This window comes from Streptomyces sp. NPDC055815 (assembly GCF_053616475.1).
Window position 1 is genome coordinate 92,941 of the sequence record NZ_JBSHDU010000019.1, and the last position, 18,602, is coordinate 111,542.

Genomic DNA, 18,602 nt, shown 5'->3' on the forward strand with positions numbered 1-18,602 from the left:
AGGGAGCCGACATGGACGAGAAGGAAGCACCCCGCGTGGGCGCGGCCGTCAAGAGGCGCCGCAGAGCGCTCCAGCTGACCCTGGCCGTCGTCGCCTCCCGCAGCGGCCTCTCCGTGCCCTTCCTCAGCCAGGTCGAGAACGAGCGCGCCCGCCCCAGCCGCCGCTCCCTCGAACTCGTCGCCGAGGCCCTGGAGACCACGGCCGGCGAACTCCTCGCCGCCGCCGAGGCCTCCCGCACCGTCGACGTCGTACGGGCCGGGGACCGCACCCCGGGGATGCCGGCGGGCGTACGGTCGCTGGTCCGCGGCCGTCACCAGCTGCACGCCCTGGAGTTCACCGGCGAGCAGGACGCGGGACGCGAGTTCCAGCACCGGAACGACGAGCTGCTCTACGTGGCCGACGGCGCCGCCGAGGTCGAGGCCGAGGGCCGCGCCCACCGGCTCGGCCGCGGCGACACGCTCTATCTCTCCGGCGGCGTACGGCACCGCTGGCGCGCCACCGAGCCCGGCACCCGGCTCCTGGTCGTCGCCGTCGCCGAGCACGTCGAGGCCGAGGAGGAGTAGGCGGGGTGCGTGTCGTCTCGCTCGTGCCGTCCCTGACGGAGGCGGTCGCTGTGACCGCGCCCGGCCTGGTCGTCGGCGCGACGGACTGGTGCACCCACCCCGTCGTTCTCGACGTCGCCCGTATCGGCGGCACCAAGAACCCCGACACCGCCGCGATCGCCGCGCTCCGGCCCGACCTCGTCCTCGCCAACGAGGAGGAGAACCGCGCCCCCGACCTCGCCGCCCTCAGGGCCGCAGGCCTCGACGTCCTCGTCACCGAGATCCGCACCCTCGACCAGGGGTTTCGGGAGCTGGAGCGGGTCCTCGCCGCCTGCGGCGCGCCCCGCCGACCCCAATGGCTCGTGGCGGCCGAGGCCGCCTGGGAGGCCGTTTCCCCGCTGGAGCCGTGCACCGCCGTCGTACCGATCTGGCGGCGGCCCTGGATGGTCCTCGGCTCCGACACCTTCGCCGGCGACCTGCTCGCCCGCCTCGGCGTCCGGAACCTCTACGCGGACCATCCCGACCGCTATCCGAGGATCCCCCTGGACGCACTCCGCGCCGCCGCGCCCGAGCTCGTCGTCCTGCCCGACGAGCCCTACCGCTTCACACGGGACGACGGCCCCGAGGCCTTCCCCGGGACCGCCGCCGCCCTCGTCGACGGACGCATGCTCACCTGGTACGGGCCGTCACTGGCCGAGGCCCCGCGGGTACTGGCCCGGGCCCTGCGAGCAGCGCACCGCTGACCAGCCCGCGCACGGTGTGGAAGCCCGCCACCAGCCAGGCCGCCACGAGGAACACGTACAGGCCGATCGCGAGCCACCGGAACGCGTCCAGACCGGTGTGCTGCGCCAGTCCCTCCGCGCCGGTCACACAGGTGCCGACCGGGAAGGTGAAGGCCCAGAAGGTCATCGCGAAGCCCATGCCCCGCCGCCGCGCCCGCAGCACCATCGCCCCGGCGAGCGCCAGCCACAGCAGCGCGAAGCCCATCACGGGGACGCCGTAGAGGACGGCGAAGGCGGCGAAACCGTGGGCGTACGGGGCGGGCAGCACGCCCGTGGCCGTGTCGGCGAACTTGTTCGCGGCGGTCGTCGACTGGCCCAGCGGGCCGAGGACCAGGAACAGGGTGGGGGTCAGCGCGAGGGGCAGCGGGCCGCCGGTGACGAGTCGTCCGAAGACCAGCGGCAGCATGACCAGGGTGGCGAGCAGGCTGACGCCGAACAGCGCGTAGCAGCCGATGAGGAGCGTCTGCTGAGCCTGCCCGGCGGGCAGGTGGGGCACGAGGAGGGGGCCGAGCGCGGCGGACACCATGGGGGCGACGACCGGCAGCAGCCACACCGGTGACGCGCTCTCGATCCGGTGGTGCACGACCATCAGGTACGGGACGGCCACCGCGGCCACCAGGCCGATCGCCGTGCCCGCGGTGAACAGGACCGTGTCGACGGCGACGGCCGCCGGGAGCCCGATCCAGTCCCGGCCCACGATCACCGCCCCGCCGCCGACCGCGAGCAGCGCCATCGACAGACAGCCGTAGAACGGCGCCATCGCCGGGTCCATGAGATGCGCCCGGGCCTGGTCCCGGTGCCGGGCCCAGTGCGCGGCCCGGGCGGCGACCAGGGCGAGCAGCATCCCGAGCGACAGGACCCAGACGGCCGCGCAGGCCGTACGGAGCCCGGGGACGTCCAGGGGGAGGGCGGCGCCCGCGTTGGCGACGATGGCCGTGCCCATCACGGAGGCGTACCAGTTCGGTCCGAGGTGACGGACGGAACGGGCCGCCGGGGCGCCGGGGGTGGTGGCGCGAAGGGCGGGAAGAGAAGGTGCGAGGCTTGCCATGCCCCGATCGTTTCGCGCCGGAATGGCCCCCACCAGGGACGTTGCGGCTATGAGGCCATAAGCTGACTTTATGAGCAGTTCCTTCGCGGGCAGCGAGCAGGGCGAGACGCCGAACCCCCTCCACCACCGGGTCCCCGACCTCGGGGCCCTGGAGCTGCTCCTCGCCGTCGCCCGGCACGGCAGCCTCGGCGCGGCCGCCCGCGAGCTCGGCATCACCCAGCCCGCCGCCAGCAGCCGGATGCGCTCGATGGAACGCCAGCTCGGCGTCGCCCTGCTCGACCGCTCGCCGCGCGGCTCCCGGCTCACCGACGCCGGCGCCCTCGTCACCGACTGGGCACGGCGGATCGTGGAGGCCGCAGAGGCCTTCGACGCGGGCGCGCAGGCGCTGCGGGGGCGGCGGGACTCGCGGCTGCGGGTCGCCGCGTCCATGACGATCGCCGAGTACCTGCTGCCGGGCTGGCTGATCGCGCTGCGCGCCGAGCGGCCCGACACGGCCGTGTCGCTCCAGGCCGGGAACTCGGCGGCCGTCGCGGAACGGCTCCTCGCCGGTGAGGCCGACGTCGGCTTCGTCGAGGGGCTCGCCGTGCCGGACGGCCTCGACGGGGTCGTCGTCGCGCACGACCGGCTCGCGCTCGTCGCCGCGCCCTCGCATCCGTGGGCCCGGCGCCGGGTCCCGCTCGACCCGGTCGAGCTGGCCGCGACCCCGCTCGTCCTGCGGGAACGCGGCTCGGGCACCCGGCAGGTCCTGGACGCGGCGCTCTCCGCGCACGGCGGGCTCGCGCAGCCGCTCCTCGAACTCGCCTCCACGACGGCGGTGAAGGCGGCGGCGGTGAGCGGGGCCGGGCCGGCGGTCCTCAGCGAGCTCGCGATCACGGAGGAGCTGGCGTCGCGGCGGCTGGTGGCGATCCCGGTGGAGGGGGTGCTGCTCCGCCGGGACCTCCGCGCGGTCTGGCCGACGGGGCACCGCCCGACGGGCCCGGCACGAGACTTGCTGTCGCTCACGCGGGCGTGACGCGCCGCGGGCCGCGGGCTGGTGCGGACGGCGCCCCGTGTGAGCCCGCGCCTCGGCTGAGCGGCGCCCCGGCCCACCGCCCCTGTGGGCCCGCGCCCGGCCTGGGCGGTGCCCACGCGCCGTGTGGGCCCGCGCCCGTGTGAACGTCGCCGACCGCCGTGTGGGCAATCGTCCCGCAGGGCGGGACGGGTGGGCACACGGGACGGCGCCCTCTCGCGGCGCCTCCGCGTTCCGCGCCTGGACCCGCACCCCGATGCGCGGCGCACGACGGGTGCGGGTCAGGGCGCGGGAGCCTCTGGCGCCGGCAGGGGCGCCGTTCCGTTGTGCCCACCCGTTCCGCCCCGGCGGAACGCATGCCCACAACGGGGGGTGGGCACCGCCCCTTGCGGAACGCATGCCCACAACGGGGCGTGGGCACCGCCCCGGCGGAACGCATGCCCACAACGGGGCGGAAGCGCGCGGGGCGTCAGATCTCTGTCGCGCGGAACGTGACCCGGCCCGACACCGTCGTCAAGTGGACCGGGACCTCCGGGAGCTCCGTCGACGGCGTCGTCAGGGGATCCGCCGCCAGAACCGTCAGGTCGCCGCGGTAGCCGACCGCAAGCCGCCCGGCCACGCGCTCCTCGCCCGCCGCATACGCCGCCGCCGTCGTCATCCCCCGCAGCGCCTCCAACGGCGTGAGCGCCTGCTCCGGCCCGTGCGGCGCCTGCCCCAGGTCCCGGCTCGGCCGCCGGTGCCGGGCCCCGGCCATCACGCCGAGCGGCGGGAACGGCGCGATCGGCCAGTCCGAGCCGAGCACCACCGTGGCACCCGAATCCGACAGGTCCCGGCAGCGCCACGCGCGCGAGGCGCGCTCCTCGCCGAGGCGCCGCGACCAGTTGTCCGTGTGGTCGGCGCGCGTGAAGTCGCAGCAGTGCGTGGGCTGCATGGACGCCAGGACGCCCAGCTCCGCGAACCGCCGCAGCGTGTCGTCCGGCACCGTCTCGATGTGCTCCACCCGGTGCCGCACCCCGGCGCCCCCGCCGGTCCGCGCCTTCTCGACGGCGTCGAGCACGTGCCGTACCGCCGCGTCACCGATCGCGTGCGTCGCCGTCGCCACCCCCGCCCGGTGCAGCTCCCCGATGATCCGGGTGTACGCCTCCGGGTCCGGCCAGAACGCGTGCGTCGACTCGCCGTGGCAGTCCGGCCGCTCCAGCCACGCCGTCCCGTTGTCGATCGTCCCGTCCATGAACAGCTTCACGCCCGCGACCCGCCACAGCTCGCCGCCCGTGCCCTGGAGCGCGATCAGCTCCCGTACCCCGGCCTCGTCCGTCCCCGGCTGGCACCACGGCGCGACCCGGAGCCGCAACGGCAGCTCACCGGCCTCGTCGAGCTCCCCGTACAGGGCGAGGCTGTCCCCGTTGGCGTCCATGGCGTGACCGCCCGTGAGGCCCGCCGCCGCCATCGACCGCAGCGCCGTCGCGAGCCGCTCCCGGCTCTCCTCGCGCGTCGGCCGCGGCGCGACCCGCTCGACCAGCTCACAGGCCGCGTCCTCCTGGAGCAGACCGGTCGGCCGACCGTCGGCATCGCAGACGACCTCCGCCGACGCCTGGTCGAAGGTGCGGGGGCCGTCGACCCCGGCGAGTTCGAGGGCCCGGCGGCTGGCCAGGGCCGAGTGCGCGTCGAAGAGCAGCAGGAAGGCCGGCACCCCGTCGAGCACGGCGTCGAACGGCGCCTTCCCGACGGGGCGGTCGCCGAAGACGTTCGGGTCGAGCCCCCAGCCGAACAGCCACTCACCGCGGTCCAGGCTCCGCACCTCGCGGGCCAGCGCCTCCCGTACGTCGTCGACGTCGGAGCAGTACGACAGGTCGAGGCCGTGGGTGAGTTCGGCGCCGGACACCGGGTGCAGGTGGCCGTCGACGAGGCCCGGGGTGACCACGGCCCCCTTGAGGTCCACGACGGTGGTCGCCGGACCGGCCAGCGCCCGGATCTCGCGGTCGTCGCCCAGGGCGGAGATCCGGCCGTCCTCGGAGACGGCGAGCGCGCTCTCCGGCAGGAACGCCCCCGTGCCGGGGTCGAGCAGTCGGGCGGAGAGCAGGGCGAGTCGGGTGCGCACGATGACTCCAGGATGAGTGCGGGAGAGAGAGGGGGGTGGGGGTGGGCTGAGGTGGGGTGGCCTACGCCGGATCGGTCGGATCGGTCGGACCAGTCGGACCGGTCGCACCGGCCAGACCCGCCGCCCCGCCCGCCCTCGCCCCTTCCCCCGGCAGCGTCACCTCCGTCAGCGCCCCCCGCGCCAGCCCCAGTTCCCGTTCCGCTGTCGTCACCGCCATCCGCGTCACCGCCTCCGGGCGGTTGCTCCGGTCCGTGTTGGCGTGGGCGCCGAGGCCGTCGAGGACCACCAGGATCTGGATGGCCGTCGCGCGCGGGTCGTCCGTCCGGAACTCGCCCCGTTCGACGCCCTCGCGGATGAGTCCTTCGAGGCGGTCGTCGGAGGCGAGCTCCTGCTCGGCGACCCGGTCGCGGAGCACCGGTCGGTAGCGGCTGAGGTGGCGGGCGTTGATCCACAGGCGGCTGATGTCGTCGTACGCCTCTCCGGCCGAGAGGGCGAAGTAGCGCGCGAGGTACTGCGTCGGGGTCCCGTCGGGGCGGTCCGCGGGCAGCAGGGCGTCGAGCTCACCGGTGGACGCGACGCTGAACGCCTCGGCCACCAGATCCTCCGCCGACGGGAAGTAGTGGCTGATCAGACCGGGTCTTACGGCGAGCTCATCGGCGATGCGGCGGAGCGTGACGCACTCCAGGCCCTCGGTCAGGGCGACCCGGGCCGCGGTCTCCACGATCTCCGCCCTACGGGCTTCGGGAGTTTTCCGGATTCTCTTGCGCTGGACGCTTGACGGCATACCGGCGATGCTATTGAGTGTGCGACCAATAAGCAAACAGGTGGGCACGACAGCACCGGAGGGCCGCATGGCTTCCACGATCCCCGACCCCGGCGCGGCCCGCGCCGAGGTCACCCCGCCGGCCACCGACAGGCCGGGCCGCATCGAAGCCCACGGCATCGATCACATCCCCGACACCGAGCGCCACGGGCATCCCCGCGAGCTCTTCTCCGTCTGGGCCGCCGCCAACGTCAACTACCTCAGCCTCGTCATCGGCGGCGCGCTCGTCCTGATGGGCCTGAGCCTGTGGCAGGCCGTGGCCGTGACCGTCGTGGGCAATCTCTTCTGGATGCTGACCGGGCTCCTCGCCACCTCGGGACCGGCCGCGGGCGCGCCCAGCGAGGTGATCACCCGCGCGCTGTACGGCGTCATCGGCAACCGTGTGAACAACGCGATCGGCGGCTGGCTGGTCTCCGTCTGCTACTTCGCGCTCAACCTCGCCGCCGCCGCGACCGCCGCGTTCGCACTCGTCGAGAAGGCCGGCATCACCGCGAACACCCCGGTCAAGGTGGCCGTCATCGTGGTGATCGCCGCCCTCACGCTGGCCATCAGCGTCTACGGCCACGCCCTGATCATCAAGCTGTACCTGCCGATCACCCTGGCCCTGGCCGGCGCGTTCACCGTCGTCGCGCTCGCGGTCTTCCGGCACGCCGACTTCTCGTACACCCCGGCCGAGCCGCTGACCGGTGTCGACCTCTGGGCGGTGCTCATCGCGGGCACCACGATGGTCGCCTCGGGCCCGCTCTCGTACACGACGAGCGCCGACTTCTCCCGCTACCTGCCCCGTACGGCCTCGCCGAAGGCGATCGCCGGCTGGACCGCGCTCGGCGCCTTCGTCCCCAGCGTCATCGTCGGCTCGCTCGGCGCCTTCGCCGCGACCGCCGTCGACATGACCGACCCTCAGAACGCGCTCCAGGAGATCCTGCCGGGCTGGTTCGTGCCCGTCTTCCTGCTCGCCCTCGTCCTCGGCACGATCTCCATCAACGCCCTGACCGCGTACAGCGCGGGCCTCGCCCTCCAGGCCGTCGGACTGCGCATCCGACGCACCGTCAGCGTCCTGTTCGACGGCACCGTCGCCGTCGCCGCCACCCTCTACGGCCTGCTGGTCTCCAACTTCCTGGACACCGTCAGCAACGCCCTCCAGGTGATCGTGGTCCTGATCGGCCCCCTCATGGCGGTGTACGCCACCGACATCGTGCTGCGCCGGAACCGCTACGACGGCCGCGCGCTCTCGGACGAGACCCCCGGCAGCCCCTTCTGGTTCACCGGTGGCGTCAACTGGGCGGGCGCGCTCTCCCTGGTCGTGGGCGTGGCCTCGGCGGCCCTCTGTGTCAACACGATCTACACCGGCCCGGTCGCCACGGCACTCGGCGGGATCGACCTCTCCATGCCGGTCGGCATGATCGTCGCCTCGGGCCTGTACGTGCTCCTCGGTCGCCGCGCGGTGGCCGCGACGAGCTGAGCCCCCTCATACCGCGGGACGGCCGGAGCCCACCCCGGCCGTTCCGCATCCTTTCCGGCGGCGCTACCGACCCGCCGCCTCCACCAGGCCCCGCATGACCCGCAGGTCCTCGCCCATCTCCGGGTGCCACTGCACACCGAGGACCCATCCCGGGCCGTCCGTCTCCACCGCCTCCACCGTGCCGTCCTCCGCGTGGGCCGAGGCCGTCAGGCCCGTGCCCAGCCGGTCCACGGCCTGGTGGTGGTAGGTCGGGACCTCGGCGAGCTCGGGTACGAGCGAGGCGTACCGGGTGCCCGGCACCGGCTTCACCGCGTGCCGGCCGATCACCCCGACCGCCTCCACGTGCCCGTCCAGGTGCTGGATCAGCGTGCCGCCGAGCGCCACGTTCAGGAGCTGCATGCCCCGGCAGATGCCGAGCAGCGGGGTGCCGGAGGCCAGGGCCGCGTCGATCAGGGCCAGCTCCCAGGTGTCCCGGGCCCGGGCCGGCGGGCCGGTACGGGGGTCGGGCTCGGCCCCGTACCGTACGGGCTCGACGTCCGCCCCGCCCGCGACGACCAGGCCGTCGAGCCGGGCCACCACCGCGGCCGCGTCCTCGGGCCCGCCGGGCGGGAGCATCACCGGGAGCCCGCCGCTGTCCCGTACGAGACGGGGGTACTGCGCGGGAAGCAGCGCGGCGGTCATGTCCCAGACGCCCCAGCGCGCCTGGTCCAGATAGGTGGTCACGCCGATCAGCGGCTTGGTCACGGGACTTCCTCCAGGAAGGGAAGGGGCATCAGTCGCGTTCGAGCTCGGCCTCGGCCGCGGCGAGCGCCGCGAACTCCTCCTCGGGCGCACTGGCCACCAGGTGGTGCCGACTGTAGAACGCGAAGTAGGCGAGGGCGATCACGTACACCCCGAGCGCCATGAACGCCGCCGCCCGGTCCACCAGGAAGGTCGCGACCAGCGCCGAGAGGGCCAGGACGAAGGCCACCGACGAGGTCACGGTCCCGCCGGGCGTGCGGTACGGCCGGTGCAGGCCCGGCTCCCTGCGGCGCAGCACGATGTGGGAGAGCGCCATCAGGGCGTACGAGATGGTGGCGCCGAAGACCGCGATGTTCAGCATCCGGGCCCCGTTCCCGGTCCCGGCGGCGAGCGCGAAGCCGATGGCGCCCGGGATGAGGAGTCCCAGGTAGGGCGACTTGCGGCGGCTCGTGAGGGAGAGGAAGCGGGGCAGGTAGCCGGCCCGGGAGAGGGCGAACAGCTGGCGCGAGCCGGCGTAGATGAGGGAGAAGAAGGAGGCGACCAGGCCCGCGAGGCCCGCGTAGTTCACGAAGCGGCTGAGCGCGGTCGGCTCCCCGTCGCCCTGGAGCGCCACGACCAGCGGATTTCCGGCCTCCTGCACGGCGGCCGCACCGCGCGCGCCGGTGGCGGCGAAGAAGGTCATGACGGCGAGCAGCACCAGGATCCCCATGGAGATCGCGAGCGCCTTCGGCATCGACCTGACCGGGTCCTTCGCCTCCTCGGCGGCGAGCGGCACGCCCTCGACGCCGAGGAAGAACCACATCCCGAAGGGGAACGCGGCCCAGATGCCGAGGAGCCCGAAGGGCAGCCAGGAGTTCGACCCGAGGGCCTCGCCGTCGACCGGGATGTCGTTCAGGCCGTCGACGTGGAAGTCGGTGAACGCGCCGAGCGCGAAGACGACCAGGGCCGCGACCGCGATCGCCGTCACGATCAGGCTGAAACGCAGCGCTTCGCCCACGCCCCACAGGTGGATGCCGATGAAGAGCGCGAAGCAGACCAGATAGACCGGCCAGCCGGACTCCAGGCCGAAGAGCCCGAGGGACTCCACGTAGTCGCCGATGAAGATGGAGATGGCGGCGGGGGCCAGGATGTACTCGATGAGGATCGCGGTGCCGGTGAGGAAGCCGCCCCAGGTGCCGAGCGCCCGGCGCGCGAAGCCGTAGCCGCCGCCCGCGGTCGGCAGGATCGCGGAGAGTTCGGCGAGCGCGAAGACCAGACAGGCGTACATCGCGCCCATCAGGACGGTGGCGACGGCGAGCCCGCCGAAGCCGCCCTTCGACAGACCGATGTTCCAGCCGGAGAAGTCCCCCGACACGACGTACGCCACGCCGAGGCCGGTCAGCAGCAGCCAGCCCGCGCTGCCGCGGCGCAAGGCCCGGCGCTCCAGATAGTCGTCCTTCGTCGGCGTGGTGTCTTCGAGCGTCATGGCAGCGTCAGCTCCCCGCAACGGGCCCAATGGATTGGATCCATACCTTTGCGGTGGCCGACGGGGGAGCGCAACCCCCGTGCGTTACTTTCGGGTTACGCCGCCGTCCGCTGTGCGCCGGGCCGGGAGGGCCCGAACCGGGCCGCCCCGGCTCACGTCAGGAAGCCCCGCAGCAGCGCCGCCGTGCCCGCGCAGTGCTCCCGCATCACCTCGCGCGCCGCGTCCGCGTCCCCGTCCAGGACCGCCTCCACCAGGGCGGTGTGCTGGTGCTGGGAGTGCTCCAGATTGCGTACGAGCAGGGGGATGCAGTCCAGGAGGTCGTTCACCGTCGCGCGGACGGCGGCGTACTGCGCGGTCAGCGTCGGCGAGCCGGAGAGCTCCGCGAGCGTGAGGTGGAGCAGGGTGTCCTGGCGGCGGTAATCGGCCAGCGGGGCGTCATGGGTCGCCGCCACGGCCGTCCGCAGCCGCTCCTCGCCCGCCGCGTCGAGGCCGTGGGCCGCGCACAGCCCGGCGGCCCCCACCTCCAGGACCTCACGGAAGCGCAGGGTGTCCTCCATGTCGACCGTGGCGATCCGGCGGCGCAGCTCGTCCTCGTCCGCCGTCTGCGTCCTGGGCAGCACGAACGTCCCGCCGTACCGGCCGCGCCGGCTCTCCACGAGCCCCTGCTCCTGGAGGACCTTGAGGACCTCGCGCAGGGTCACCCGGCTGATCCCCATCCGGTCGGCGAGCTCCCGCTCGGCGGGCAGCCGCTCCCCGCCGGGCACCAGACCGAGCCGTACCACCTGGAGGATCTGCTCCAGGGCCTCCTCGAATCCGTTGCCCGCCCGCACCGGCCGCAGCACGGGCGTCAGCCGGTCCGCCGATTCACTCGTACTGGCCACGTTCTCGTTTCCCTTCCTCCAGGACTTCCCAAGCAATGGTCTTCCGCAATACCTTATGGCTCCCGGCACGCCGAAGGAGGAGCAATCCCGTGGCAGACCGCACACCCCCGCTCACCGTCGAGGAGCTCCGCGCCCTCGTCGCGAGCGGCGAGATCGACACCGTCGTCCTGGCCTTCCCCGACATGCAGGGAAGACTCCAGGGCAAGCGGTTCGCCGCACCGTTCTTCCTGGACGAGGTCCTCGGTCACGGCACCGAGGGCTGCAACTACCTCCTCGCCGTCGACACCGAGATGAACACCGTCGACGGCTACGAGATGTCCTCCTGGGACCGCGGCTACGGCGACTTCGCGATGCACCCCGACCTCACCACCCTCCGCCGCCTCCCCTGGAACGACGCCACCGCCATGGTGACGGCCGACCTCGCCTGGGCCGACGGCACCCCCGTGGTCGCAGCGCCCCGCCAGATCCTCCGCCGCCAGCTGGAGCGCCTCGCGGAACTCGGCCTCACCGCCCACGTCGGCACCGAGCTCGAGTTCATCGTCTTCAAGGACAGCTACGAACAGGCCTGGGACGCCAACTACCGCGGCCTCACCCCCGCCAACCAGTACAACATCGACTACTCCGTCCTCGGTACCGGACGCATCGAACCCCTCCTGCGCCGCATCCGCAACGAGATGACCGGCGCCGGACTCACCGTCGAGTCCGCCAAGGGCGAGTGCAACCCCGGCCAGCACGAGATCGCCTTCAAGTACGACGAGGCCCTCGTCACCTGCGACCAGCACGCCGTCTACAAGACGGGCGCCAAGGAGATCGCCGCCCAGGAGGGCTGCTCGCTCACCTTCATGGCGAAGTACAACGAGCGCGAGGGCAACTCCTGCCACATCCACCTCTCCCTCCAGGACGCCGAGGGACACAACGTGATGGCCGGGGACGACGCCCACGGCATGTCCGAGACCATGCGCCACTTCCTCGCCGGACAGCTCGCCGCCCTCCGCGACTTCTCCCTCCTCTACGCCCCCAACATCAACTCCTACAAGCGGTTCCAGCCCGGCTCCTTCGCGCCCACCGCCGTCGCCTGGGGCCACGACAACCGCACCTGCTCGCTCCGGGTCGTCGGCCACGGCCGCTCCACCCGCTTCGAGAACCGCCTCCCCGGCGGCGACGTCAACCCCTACCTCGCCGTCGCCGGCCTGGTCGCCGCCGGCCTGTACGGCATCGAGCAGCGCCTCGAACTGCCCCCGCCCTGCACCGGCAACGCGTACACCGCCGAGTACGCGCACGTCCCCACCACCCTGCGCGAGGCCGCCGAACTCTGGGAGACCAGCGAGATCGCCAAGGCCGCCTTCGGCGCCGAGGTCGTCGCCCACTACCGCAACATGGCCCGCGTCGAACTCGACGCCTTCGACGCGGCGGTGACCGACTGGGAGCTGCGCCGCTCCTTCGAACGCCTCTAGAAACGCACCTGTGAAGTGAGAGGAACGAGTTGCTCCAGGTACTGAACCCGGCGACCGAAGAGCTGGTCGCCACCGTCCCGGCCGCCACCCCCGCCGACGTCGACGCCGCCGTCGCCCGCGCCACCGCCGCCCAGCGCGGCTGGGCCGCCGCCGCGCCCGCCGACCGGGCCCGGCTGCTCCGCCGCTTCGCCGCCGTCGTCGACGACCACATCGAGGAACTGGCCCGCCTGGAGGTCACCGAGGCCGGCCACACCATCGGCAACGCCCGCTGGGAGGCCGGCAACGTCCGGGACCTGCTCGACTTCGCCGCCGGGGGAGTGGAGCGGCTCAACGGCCGCCAGATCCCGGTGGCCGGCGGCCTCGACATCACGATCCTCGAACCGCTCGGGGTCGTCGGCGTCATCGCCCCCTGGAACTTCCCCATGCCGATCGCCGCCTGGGCCACCGCGCCCGCCCTCGCCGCCGGCAACGCCGTCCTCCTCAAGCCGGCCGAGACCACCCCCCTCACCGCGCTCCGCCTCGCCGAACTCGCCCTGGAGGCGGGCCTCCCCGAAGGCCTCTTCCAGGTCCTTCCCGGCACCGGCCCCGTCGCCGGGAACGCCCTCGTCGAACACCCCGGCATCGCCAAGATCGTCTTCACCGGCTCCACCAGGGTCGGCAAGTCGATCATGGCGAAGTGCGCCGACCAGGTGAAGCGGGTCACCCTCGAACTCGGCGGCAAGAGCCCCAACATCGTCTTCGCCGACGCGGACCTGGAGGCCGCGGCGGCCGCGGCCCCGATGTCCTTCCTCGACAACAGCGGCCAGGACTGCTGCGCCCGCACCCGCATCCTCGTCCAGCGCAGCGCGTACGACCGCTTCCTGGAACTCCTCACCCCCGCCATCGAGGAGATCGTCGTCGGCGACCCCGCCGATGAGCGCACCCAGATGGGCCCGCTCATCTCCCGCGCCCAGCTCGACCGCGTCCGCTCCTACGTCACCGACGATCTCGAAGGGATCCGGGGCAAGGCGCCCGAGGGCCCCGGCTTCTGGTTCCCGCCGACCGTCCTCACCGGCGTCGCCGAGACCGCCCCCTGTGCCGTCGAGGAGATCTTCGGACCCGTCGCCGTCGTCCTCCCCTTCGAGGACGAGGCCGACGCGATCCGCCTCGCCAATGCCACCGAGTACGGCCTCTCCGGCTCGATCTGGACCCGCGACGTCGGCCGCGCCCTGCGCGCCTCCCGCGCCGTCCGGGCCGGCAACCTCTCCGTCAACTCCCACTCCAGCGTCCGCTACTGGACCCCGTTCGGCGGCTACCAGCAGTCCGGCCTCGGCCGCGAACTCGGCCCCGACGCCCTGACCGCCTTCACCGAAACCAAGAACGTCTTCCTCAGCACGGAGGCCTGAACCGCATGACCACCGAAGAGATCGTCTGCCGCCGCCTCGTCGGCCGCACCGCCGTCATCACCGGAGCCGGCAGCGGCATCGGCCTCGCCACCGCCCGCCGCCTCGCCTCCGAAGGCGCCAACGTCGTCTGCGCCGACATCGACGAGACCGCCGGCAAGGCCGCCGCCGAGGCGGTCGGCGGCACCTTCGTGAAGGTCGACGTCACCGACCCGGAGGAGGTCGAGGCCCTGTTCAAGACCGCCTTCGACACCTACGGCTCCGTCGACATCGCCTTCAACAACGCCGGCATCTCGCCCCCCGACGACGACTCCATCCTGGAGACCGGCCTGGAGGCCTGGAAGCGCGTCCAGGACGTCAACCTCACCTCCGTGTACCTCTGCTGCAAGGCCGCCCTGCCCTACATGCGCCGCCAGGGCAAGGGCTCCATCATCAACACCGCCTCCTTCGTCGCCATCATGGGCGCGGCCACCAGCCAGATCTCGTACACCGCGTCCAAGGGCGGCGTCCTCGCCATGTCCCGCGAGCTCGGCGTGCAGTTCGCCCGCGAGGGCATCCGCGTCAACGCCCTCTGCCCCGGGCCGGTCAACACCCCGCTGCTCCAGGAGCTGTTCGCCAAGGACCCCGAGCGGGCCGCGCGCCGCCTCGTCCACATCCCCGTCGGCCGTTTCGCCGAGGCCGAGGAGATCGCCGCCGCCGTCGCCTTCCTCGCGAGCGACGACTCCTCCTTCGTCAACGCCAGCGACTTCCTCGTCGACGGCGGAATCTCCGGGGCGTACGTGACCCCCCTCTAGACCCTCGCCGCCGCCACCCTCTCCCCCCCCACCCGACAGCCGGGCGTCGCAAGGCGCCCGGCTGTCCCGCGTACCGACAGGAGTGCGTCCATGAACCACAAGCTCCGCACGTCCGCCGCGGCGGCCGCCCTCGCCCTCGCCGCCCTCGTCCCCGCGACGGGCGCCGCCGCGCACACCGAGGCCGGGACCGCCGCCTGCCCCACCCTGAAGAGCTCCGAGGGCTGGTACGGGGACAACAAGGCCCGCATCGACGCCCTGATCGCCGACCACTGCCACGACCGGGGCAGGAAGCCGGTCGCGGTCTTCGACTGGGACAACACCGTCATCAAGAACGACGTCGGCGACGCCACCTTCTTCTGGCTGCTCCGCAACGACCGCGTCCGGCCCCCGAAGGACGGCGACTGGTCCACCACCAGCCGCTACCTCACCCCCGAGGCCGCGACCGCCCTGGGCGAGGCCTGTCCCACCGGCGTACGGACCCTCCCCACCGCCACCGACACCCGCTGCGCCGACGAACTCCTCTCCGTGTACGCGAACGGCGCCACGACCGCGGGCCGGACCGCCTTCGCCGGCCACGACCACCGCCGCATGGAACCCCAGTACGCCTGGCTCGCCCAGCTCCTGCACGGCTGGACCACCCGCGACGCGGCCTCCTTCGCGGCTGCCGCCCGCGCCGAGAACCTCGCCGCACCGCAGGGCGCCACCCAGCAGGTCGGCACGTCCCGGGTCACCGGCTGGGTCCGGTACTACGACCAGCAGCGGGATCTGATCCGCACCCTCCAGGACGGCGGCTTCGACGTCTGGATCGTCTCCGCCTCGCCCGAACCCGTCGTCGACGTCTGGGCCGAGGGCGTCGGCATCGACCCCTCCCACGCGGTCGGCATCCGCAACACGACTTCCTACGGGCGCCTCACCAGCCACCTCAAGGGCTGCGGCGGCGTCCGGGACGGCGAGGACGCGATGATCACCTACATCGACGGCAAGCGCTGCTGGATCAACCAGGAGATCCTCGGCGTCCGGGGCCCCGCCGCCGAGCGCCTCCAGCCCGCCGCCCGCCGGCAGGTCTTCGCCGCCGGCGACTCCGACACCGACGTCTCGTTCCTGAGGGACGCCACCGGGCTGCGCCTGGTCCTCAACCGCAACAAGAACGAACTCATGTGCCGGGCGTACGAGAACGGCGACGGGCGCTGGCTGGTGAACCCCATGTTCATCGAGCCGAAGAAGCGGAAGCCGAGCCCGTACCCCTGCGCGACGACCGGCTACACGGCGAGCGACGGCACGGCGCAGCCGGTCCGGCGCACGGACGGCAGCGTTGTGCCGGACCAGCTGGACACGGTGTACTGACGCGGCCACGGGCCGGCGGAGGGGGAGAGACGCCATGGGGGAGCACGGGACCATCGACCTCGGAGGGATGCGGCTGCCGCGCCGACCGATCGCGGAACTCCGGTTCGAGCGGGCACGCGGCTCCTCCGACCCGGTCGCCGTCACCGTCGTACGGGACCGCCGACTCGCCGTCCAGCTCCAGGCCTTCCACGCGTCGGCCGCCGGGGAGGGCGCCGGCGCCAGGGACCGGTTCGCGCGGAACGTCCGGCACCTCGGCGGGACCGCCGAGGAACGCCCCGGCCCCTGCGGCACCGAGCTGATCTGCGTCGTGCCGAGCATCAGGCCGGACGGCACCTCGGTGGACCTGCCCGTCAGGGTCCTCTGGAGGGAAGCCCCGGGGTGGCTCCTGCGCGCCCTCGTCAGCGGCCCCGACCGCGAGCCGGTCCCCGGCGGGGACGGCGAGGACTGGGCGCACGCGTACGTCGCACACGTGGTGGTCGACCCGTCCTACGGCCCGAAGGGCCTCGACCCGTCACCCGTCGGCTTCGGTCCGCCGCGGCCCGTCGGACCGATCCCGCTGCGCCCGCCGACGACGTCCTAGAGAAAGGTCATCCCCTCACCCCGGTACGTGGGCACGGTCGCCGTGACGCGATCCCCCTCGACCAGGTGCAGGCTCTCGAACCGCTCGCACAGCTCCCCGGCCTTCGCGTGCCGGAACCAGACCTTGTCGCCGATCCGCAGATCGTCGGCGGGGGAGCCGAGCAGCGGGGTCTGCACCTCGCCGGGACCCTCCTGGGGGTCGTACCGGAGCCCCTCCGGCAGGTACGGGACGGGCAGCCGGTCCGGGCCGGCGGCACCGGAGGCCGGGTACCCGCCGCCGAGGACCGTCACCACGCCCACACCGGGGCGGCGGACGACCGGCTGCGCGAAGAGGGCGGCGGGGCGGCCGCTGAACGAGGTGTAGTTGTCGAAGAGACGCGGCAGGAAGAGGCCCGAACCGGCGGCGATCTCCGTCACCGCGTCCTCGGCGGCCGTGTGCTGCACGCTCCCGGTGCCGCCGCCGTTCACGAACTCCAGGTCCGGCGCGACCGCCCGGACGGCCCGCACCGCGGCGGCGCGGCGCTCGGCGAGCTCCTTGCGGGCGGCGGACTGCATGAGCCGGATCGCCCGCGAGCGCAGCGGACGGCCGGCGACCGCGTCCCCGACCCCGGCGACGTGCCCCTCGTACGCCATGATCCCCACGAGCCGGAAACCGGGCCGCCGCACGACCGAGCGCGCGACCTCGGCCAGGTCGGCCGGCGTCCGCAACGGGGACCGCCGGGCTCCGACCCGTATCCGTCCACCCAACAGCTGCAGCGCGGTGTCCAGCTCAAGACAGACCCGCACCTCTTCGGTCCCGCCCGCGCGGGCGGCGTCGATCAGATCGAGCTGCGCCACGTCGTCGACCATCACGGTGACGGCGGCGGCGAGCTTCGGATCCCGCGCGAGCTCGCCGAAGCCGGCGCGGTCCGCCGACGGATACGCGAGCAGGACGTCCTCGAACCCGGCCCGAGCCAGCCACAGCGACTCGTCGAGCGTGAACGACATGATCCCGGCGAAGCCCTCCCGCGCGAGGACCCGCTCCAGCAGCGCCCGGCACCGCACGGACTTGCTCGCCACCCGGACCGGCTTGCCCCCGGCCCGGCGCACGAGGTCCGCCGCGTTGGCGTCGAAGGCCTCCAGGTCGACGATCGCCACGGGCGCGTCGAGATGGGCGGTGGCCCGGTCGTATCGGGCCCGGTCGGCGGCACGGGGAGTCATGGCCCGAGCTTGCCAGACCGGTTTACGGGTGGGTAGCCCCTGGGTTCCCGCGCGCGGGGGAACAGCCCGTAGAGTGACGGGCATTGTCGACACGAGCGGGGGGACGGGGATGACGGTCGAGCACGGCCCCACGACCTCCCGCATCACGGACGCGCTACTCCCCCCACGGGACACCCCGGATGCCCCGGACCTCCCGAGGGCGGACGCCTCGGACCTCCCGCCGGTGGAGACGACGACCCGCCTGCGCCCGATCACCGCGACGACCCCACCGCCGACCGAGGCGCGGCCGACGACCCCGCCATCGGCCCAGGCGCGGCTGACGACCCCGGCGCCGGCCCCGGCGCGGCCGACGGCCACCCGCCCTGCCCCGGCTGCGCCGACGGCCACCCCGTCTCCCTCCGCGGCGCCCGCGCCGCCCGCGCCGACGGCCGCGCCGTCTCCTTCGGCCGCGCCTGCCCCGACGGCCGCATGGCCTGCCTCGGCTGCGCCCGCGCTGCCTGCGCCGACGGCCGCCCCGACGGCCGCCCCGACGGCCGCACGGCCTGCCTCTGCCGCGCCCGCGCCGGTCGTCCCAGCCGCACCCGCGCCGCCCGCGCCGACGGCCATGCCGTCCGAGCCGCCCCGGCCTGCGGCCGCCCCTGCCGGGCGCATGGGCGGCCCCGCCCGGCCCGCGGTTGCCGCTGTCGGCCCGACGACCGTGCCGCCCCGGCCCACGACCGCCCCCGGGGCGCCGGGGGCTCCGGCCGCCCCCGTAGAGCCCTTGGACAGCCCCACCCGGCCCACGGCTGCCCCCGCCTGGTCGGCAGCCGCCCCTGAGGAGCCCAGCGGTGGCCCTGGTGGGCCCACACCCGGGTCCGCTGGGCCGACGGGCATCGGCGCCCGGCCCGCGGCTGCCCCTGCCCAGCCAGCGGGCGGCCCCGGCGGGCCGGAGGCCGCTCCCGCCCGGCCCGTGGGCGGACCGACTGCGCCCGCAGCGGCCCCCGCCCGGCCCGTTGGCG

Annotated in this window: 16 protein-coding genes; 9 read left to right on the forward strand and 7 right to left on the reverse strand. The window is 73.9% G+C overall.

From position 1 onward, the window contains the following. Nucleotides 1–11: 11 nt before the first annotated feature. Together ACWGN5_RS15185 and ACWGN5_RS15190 are read left to right on the forward strand one after the other, a co-directional pair. Nucleotides 12–563, forward strand: coding sequence for a helix-turn-helix domain-containing protein (locus ACWGN5_RS15185; RefSeq protein WP_453514990.1), 552 nt, complete (start codon nt 12–14; stop codon nt 561–563). A 5-nt stretch (nt 564–568) separates the two neighbouring features. Next, nucleotides 569–1,285 (forward strand): helical backbone metal receptor, encoded by a 717-nt coding sequence (locus ACWGN5_RS15190; protein ID WP_453514993.1) that lies wholly within the window; start codon nt 569–571, stop codon nt 1,283–1,285. On the opposite strand, the gene ACWGN5_RS15195 is transcribed toward ACWGN5_RS15190, so the two are convergent. Then, nucleotides 1,212–2,372 (reverse strand): TDT family transporter, encoded by a 1,161-nt coding sequence (locus ACWGN5_RS15195; RefSeq protein ID WP_453514995.1) that lies wholly within the window; start codon nt 2,370–2,372, stop codon nt 1,212–1,214. The two genes, ACWGN5_RS15190 and ACWGN5_RS15195, sit on opposite strands and share 74 nt — an antisense overlap. A 70-nt stretch (nt 2,373–2,442) precedes the next feature. On the opposite strand from ACWGN5_RS15195, the gene ACWGN5_RS15200 reads away from it, so the two are divergent. After that, a complete protein-coding gene (locus ACWGN5_RS15200) occupies nt 2,443–3,384 on the forward strand; it encodes a LysR family transcriptional regulator (RefSeq protein ID WP_453514997.1) in 942 nt (313 codons plus the stop codon). A 466-nt stretch (nt 3,385–3,850) separates the two neighbouring features. Here the strand turns inward: ACWGN5_RS15200 and ACWGN5_RS15205 are convergent, their stop codons facing one another. Beyond that, nucleotides 3,851–5,479, reverse strand: coding sequence for an amidohydrolase (locus tag ACWGN5_RS15205; protein WP_453514999.1), 1,629 nt, complete (start codon nt 5,477–5,479; stop codon nt 3,851–3,853). Nucleotides 5,480–5,540: 61 nt separating this feature from the next. Continuing rightward, nucleotides 5,541–6,263, reverse strand: coding sequence for a TetR/AcrR family transcriptional regulator (locus ACWGN5_RS15210; protein ID WP_453515002.1), 723 nt, complete (start codon nt 6,261–6,263; stop codon nt 5,541–5,543). A 67-nt stretch (nt 6,264–6,330) separates the two neighbouring features. Between ACWGN5_RS15210 and ACWGN5_RS15215 the strand changes: the two genes are divergently transcribed. Further along, complete coding sequence (locus tag ACWGN5_RS15215; RefSeq protein ID WP_453515005.1) at nt 6,331–7,764, forward strand: purine-cytosine permease family protein; 1,434 nt, start codon at nt 6,331–6,333, stop codon at nt 7,762–7,764. A 63-nt stretch (nt 7,765–7,827) separates the two neighbouring features. Here the strand turns inward: ACWGN5_RS15215 and ACWGN5_RS15220 are convergent, their stop codons facing one another. The 3 genes from ACWGN5_RS15220 to ACWGN5_RS15230 form a co-directional block, all read right to left on the reverse strand. Continuing rightward, a complete protein-coding gene (locus tag ACWGN5_RS15220) occupies nt 7,828–8,508 on the reverse strand; it encodes a gamma-glutamyl-gamma-aminobutyrate hydrolase family protein (protein WP_453515008.1) in 681 nt (226 codons plus the stop codon). Between the two features lie 28 nt (nt 8,509–8,536). Continuing rightward, complete coding sequence (gene eat, locus ACWGN5_RS15225) at nt 8,537–9,970, reverse strand: ethanolamine permease (RefSeq protein ID WP_453515009.1); 1,434 nt, start codon at nt 9,968–9,970, stop codon at nt 8,537–8,539. Nucleotides 9,971–10,122: 152 nt separating this feature from the next. Beyond that, nucleotides 10,123–10,851: a FadR/GntR family transcriptional regulator gene (locus ACWGN5_RS15230; RefSeq protein ID WP_453515012.1), complete on the reverse strand. Its 729-nt coding sequence runs from the start codon at nt 10,849–10,851 to the stop codon at nt 10,123–10,125. An 89-nt stretch (nt 10,852–10,940) separates the two neighbouring features. Here ACWGN5_RS15230 and ACWGN5_RS15235 point away from each other — a divergent pair, with 89 nt between their 5' ends. The 5 genes from ACWGN5_RS15235 (at nt 10,941) to ACWGN5_RS15255 (ending at nt 16,405) form a co-directional block, all read left to right on the forward strand. After that, complete coding sequence (locus tag ACWGN5_RS15235; RefSeq protein WP_352020530.1) at nt 10,941–12,305, forward strand: glutamine synthetase family protein; 1,365 nt, start codon at nt 10,941–10,943, stop codon at nt 12,303–12,305. Between the two features lie 29 nt (nt 12,306–12,334). Continuing rightward, nucleotides 12,335–13,690 (forward strand): aldehyde dehydrogenase family protein, encoded by a 1,356-nt coding sequence (locus tag ACWGN5_RS15240; RefSeq protein WP_453515015.1) that lies wholly within the window; start codon nt 12,335–12,337, stop codon nt 13,688–13,690. Between the two features lie 5 nt (nt 13,691–13,695). Next, nucleotides 13,696–14,481, forward strand: a complete 786-nt coding sequence (locus tag ACWGN5_RS15245; RefSeq protein WP_453515017.1) for a 3-oxoacyl-ACP reductase — start codon at nt 13,696–13,698, stop codon at nt 14,479–14,481. 90 nt (nt 14,482–14,571) lie between these two features. Continuing rightward, nucleotides 14,572–15,825 carry a haloacid dehalogenase-like hydrolase gene (locus ACWGN5_RS15250; protein WP_453515020.1) on the forward strand — a complete coding sequence of 418 codons (1,254 nt, stop codon included), beginning with the start codon at nt 14,572–14,574 and terminating at the stop codon, nt 15,823–15,825. 34 nt (nt 15,826–15,859) lie between these two features. Then, complete coding sequence (locus ACWGN5_RS15255; RefSeq protein ID WP_453515023.1) at nt 15,860–16,405, forward strand: DUF3710 domain-containing protein; 546 nt, start codon at nt 15,860–15,862, stop codon at nt 16,403–16,405. Here ACWGN5_RS15255 and ACWGN5_RS15260 read toward each other — a convergent pair. Then, the gene (locus ACWGN5_RS15260) at nt 16,402–17,604 is read right to left on the reverse strand and encodes an amino acid deaminase/aldolase (RefSeq protein WP_453515026.1); all 1,203 of its coding nucleotides are present in this window, start codon (nt 17,602–17,604) and stop codon (nt 16,402–16,404) included. The genes ACWGN5_RS15255 and ACWGN5_RS15260 overlap by 4 nt on opposite strands. Nucleotides 17,605–18,602: the final 998 nt, after the last annotated feature.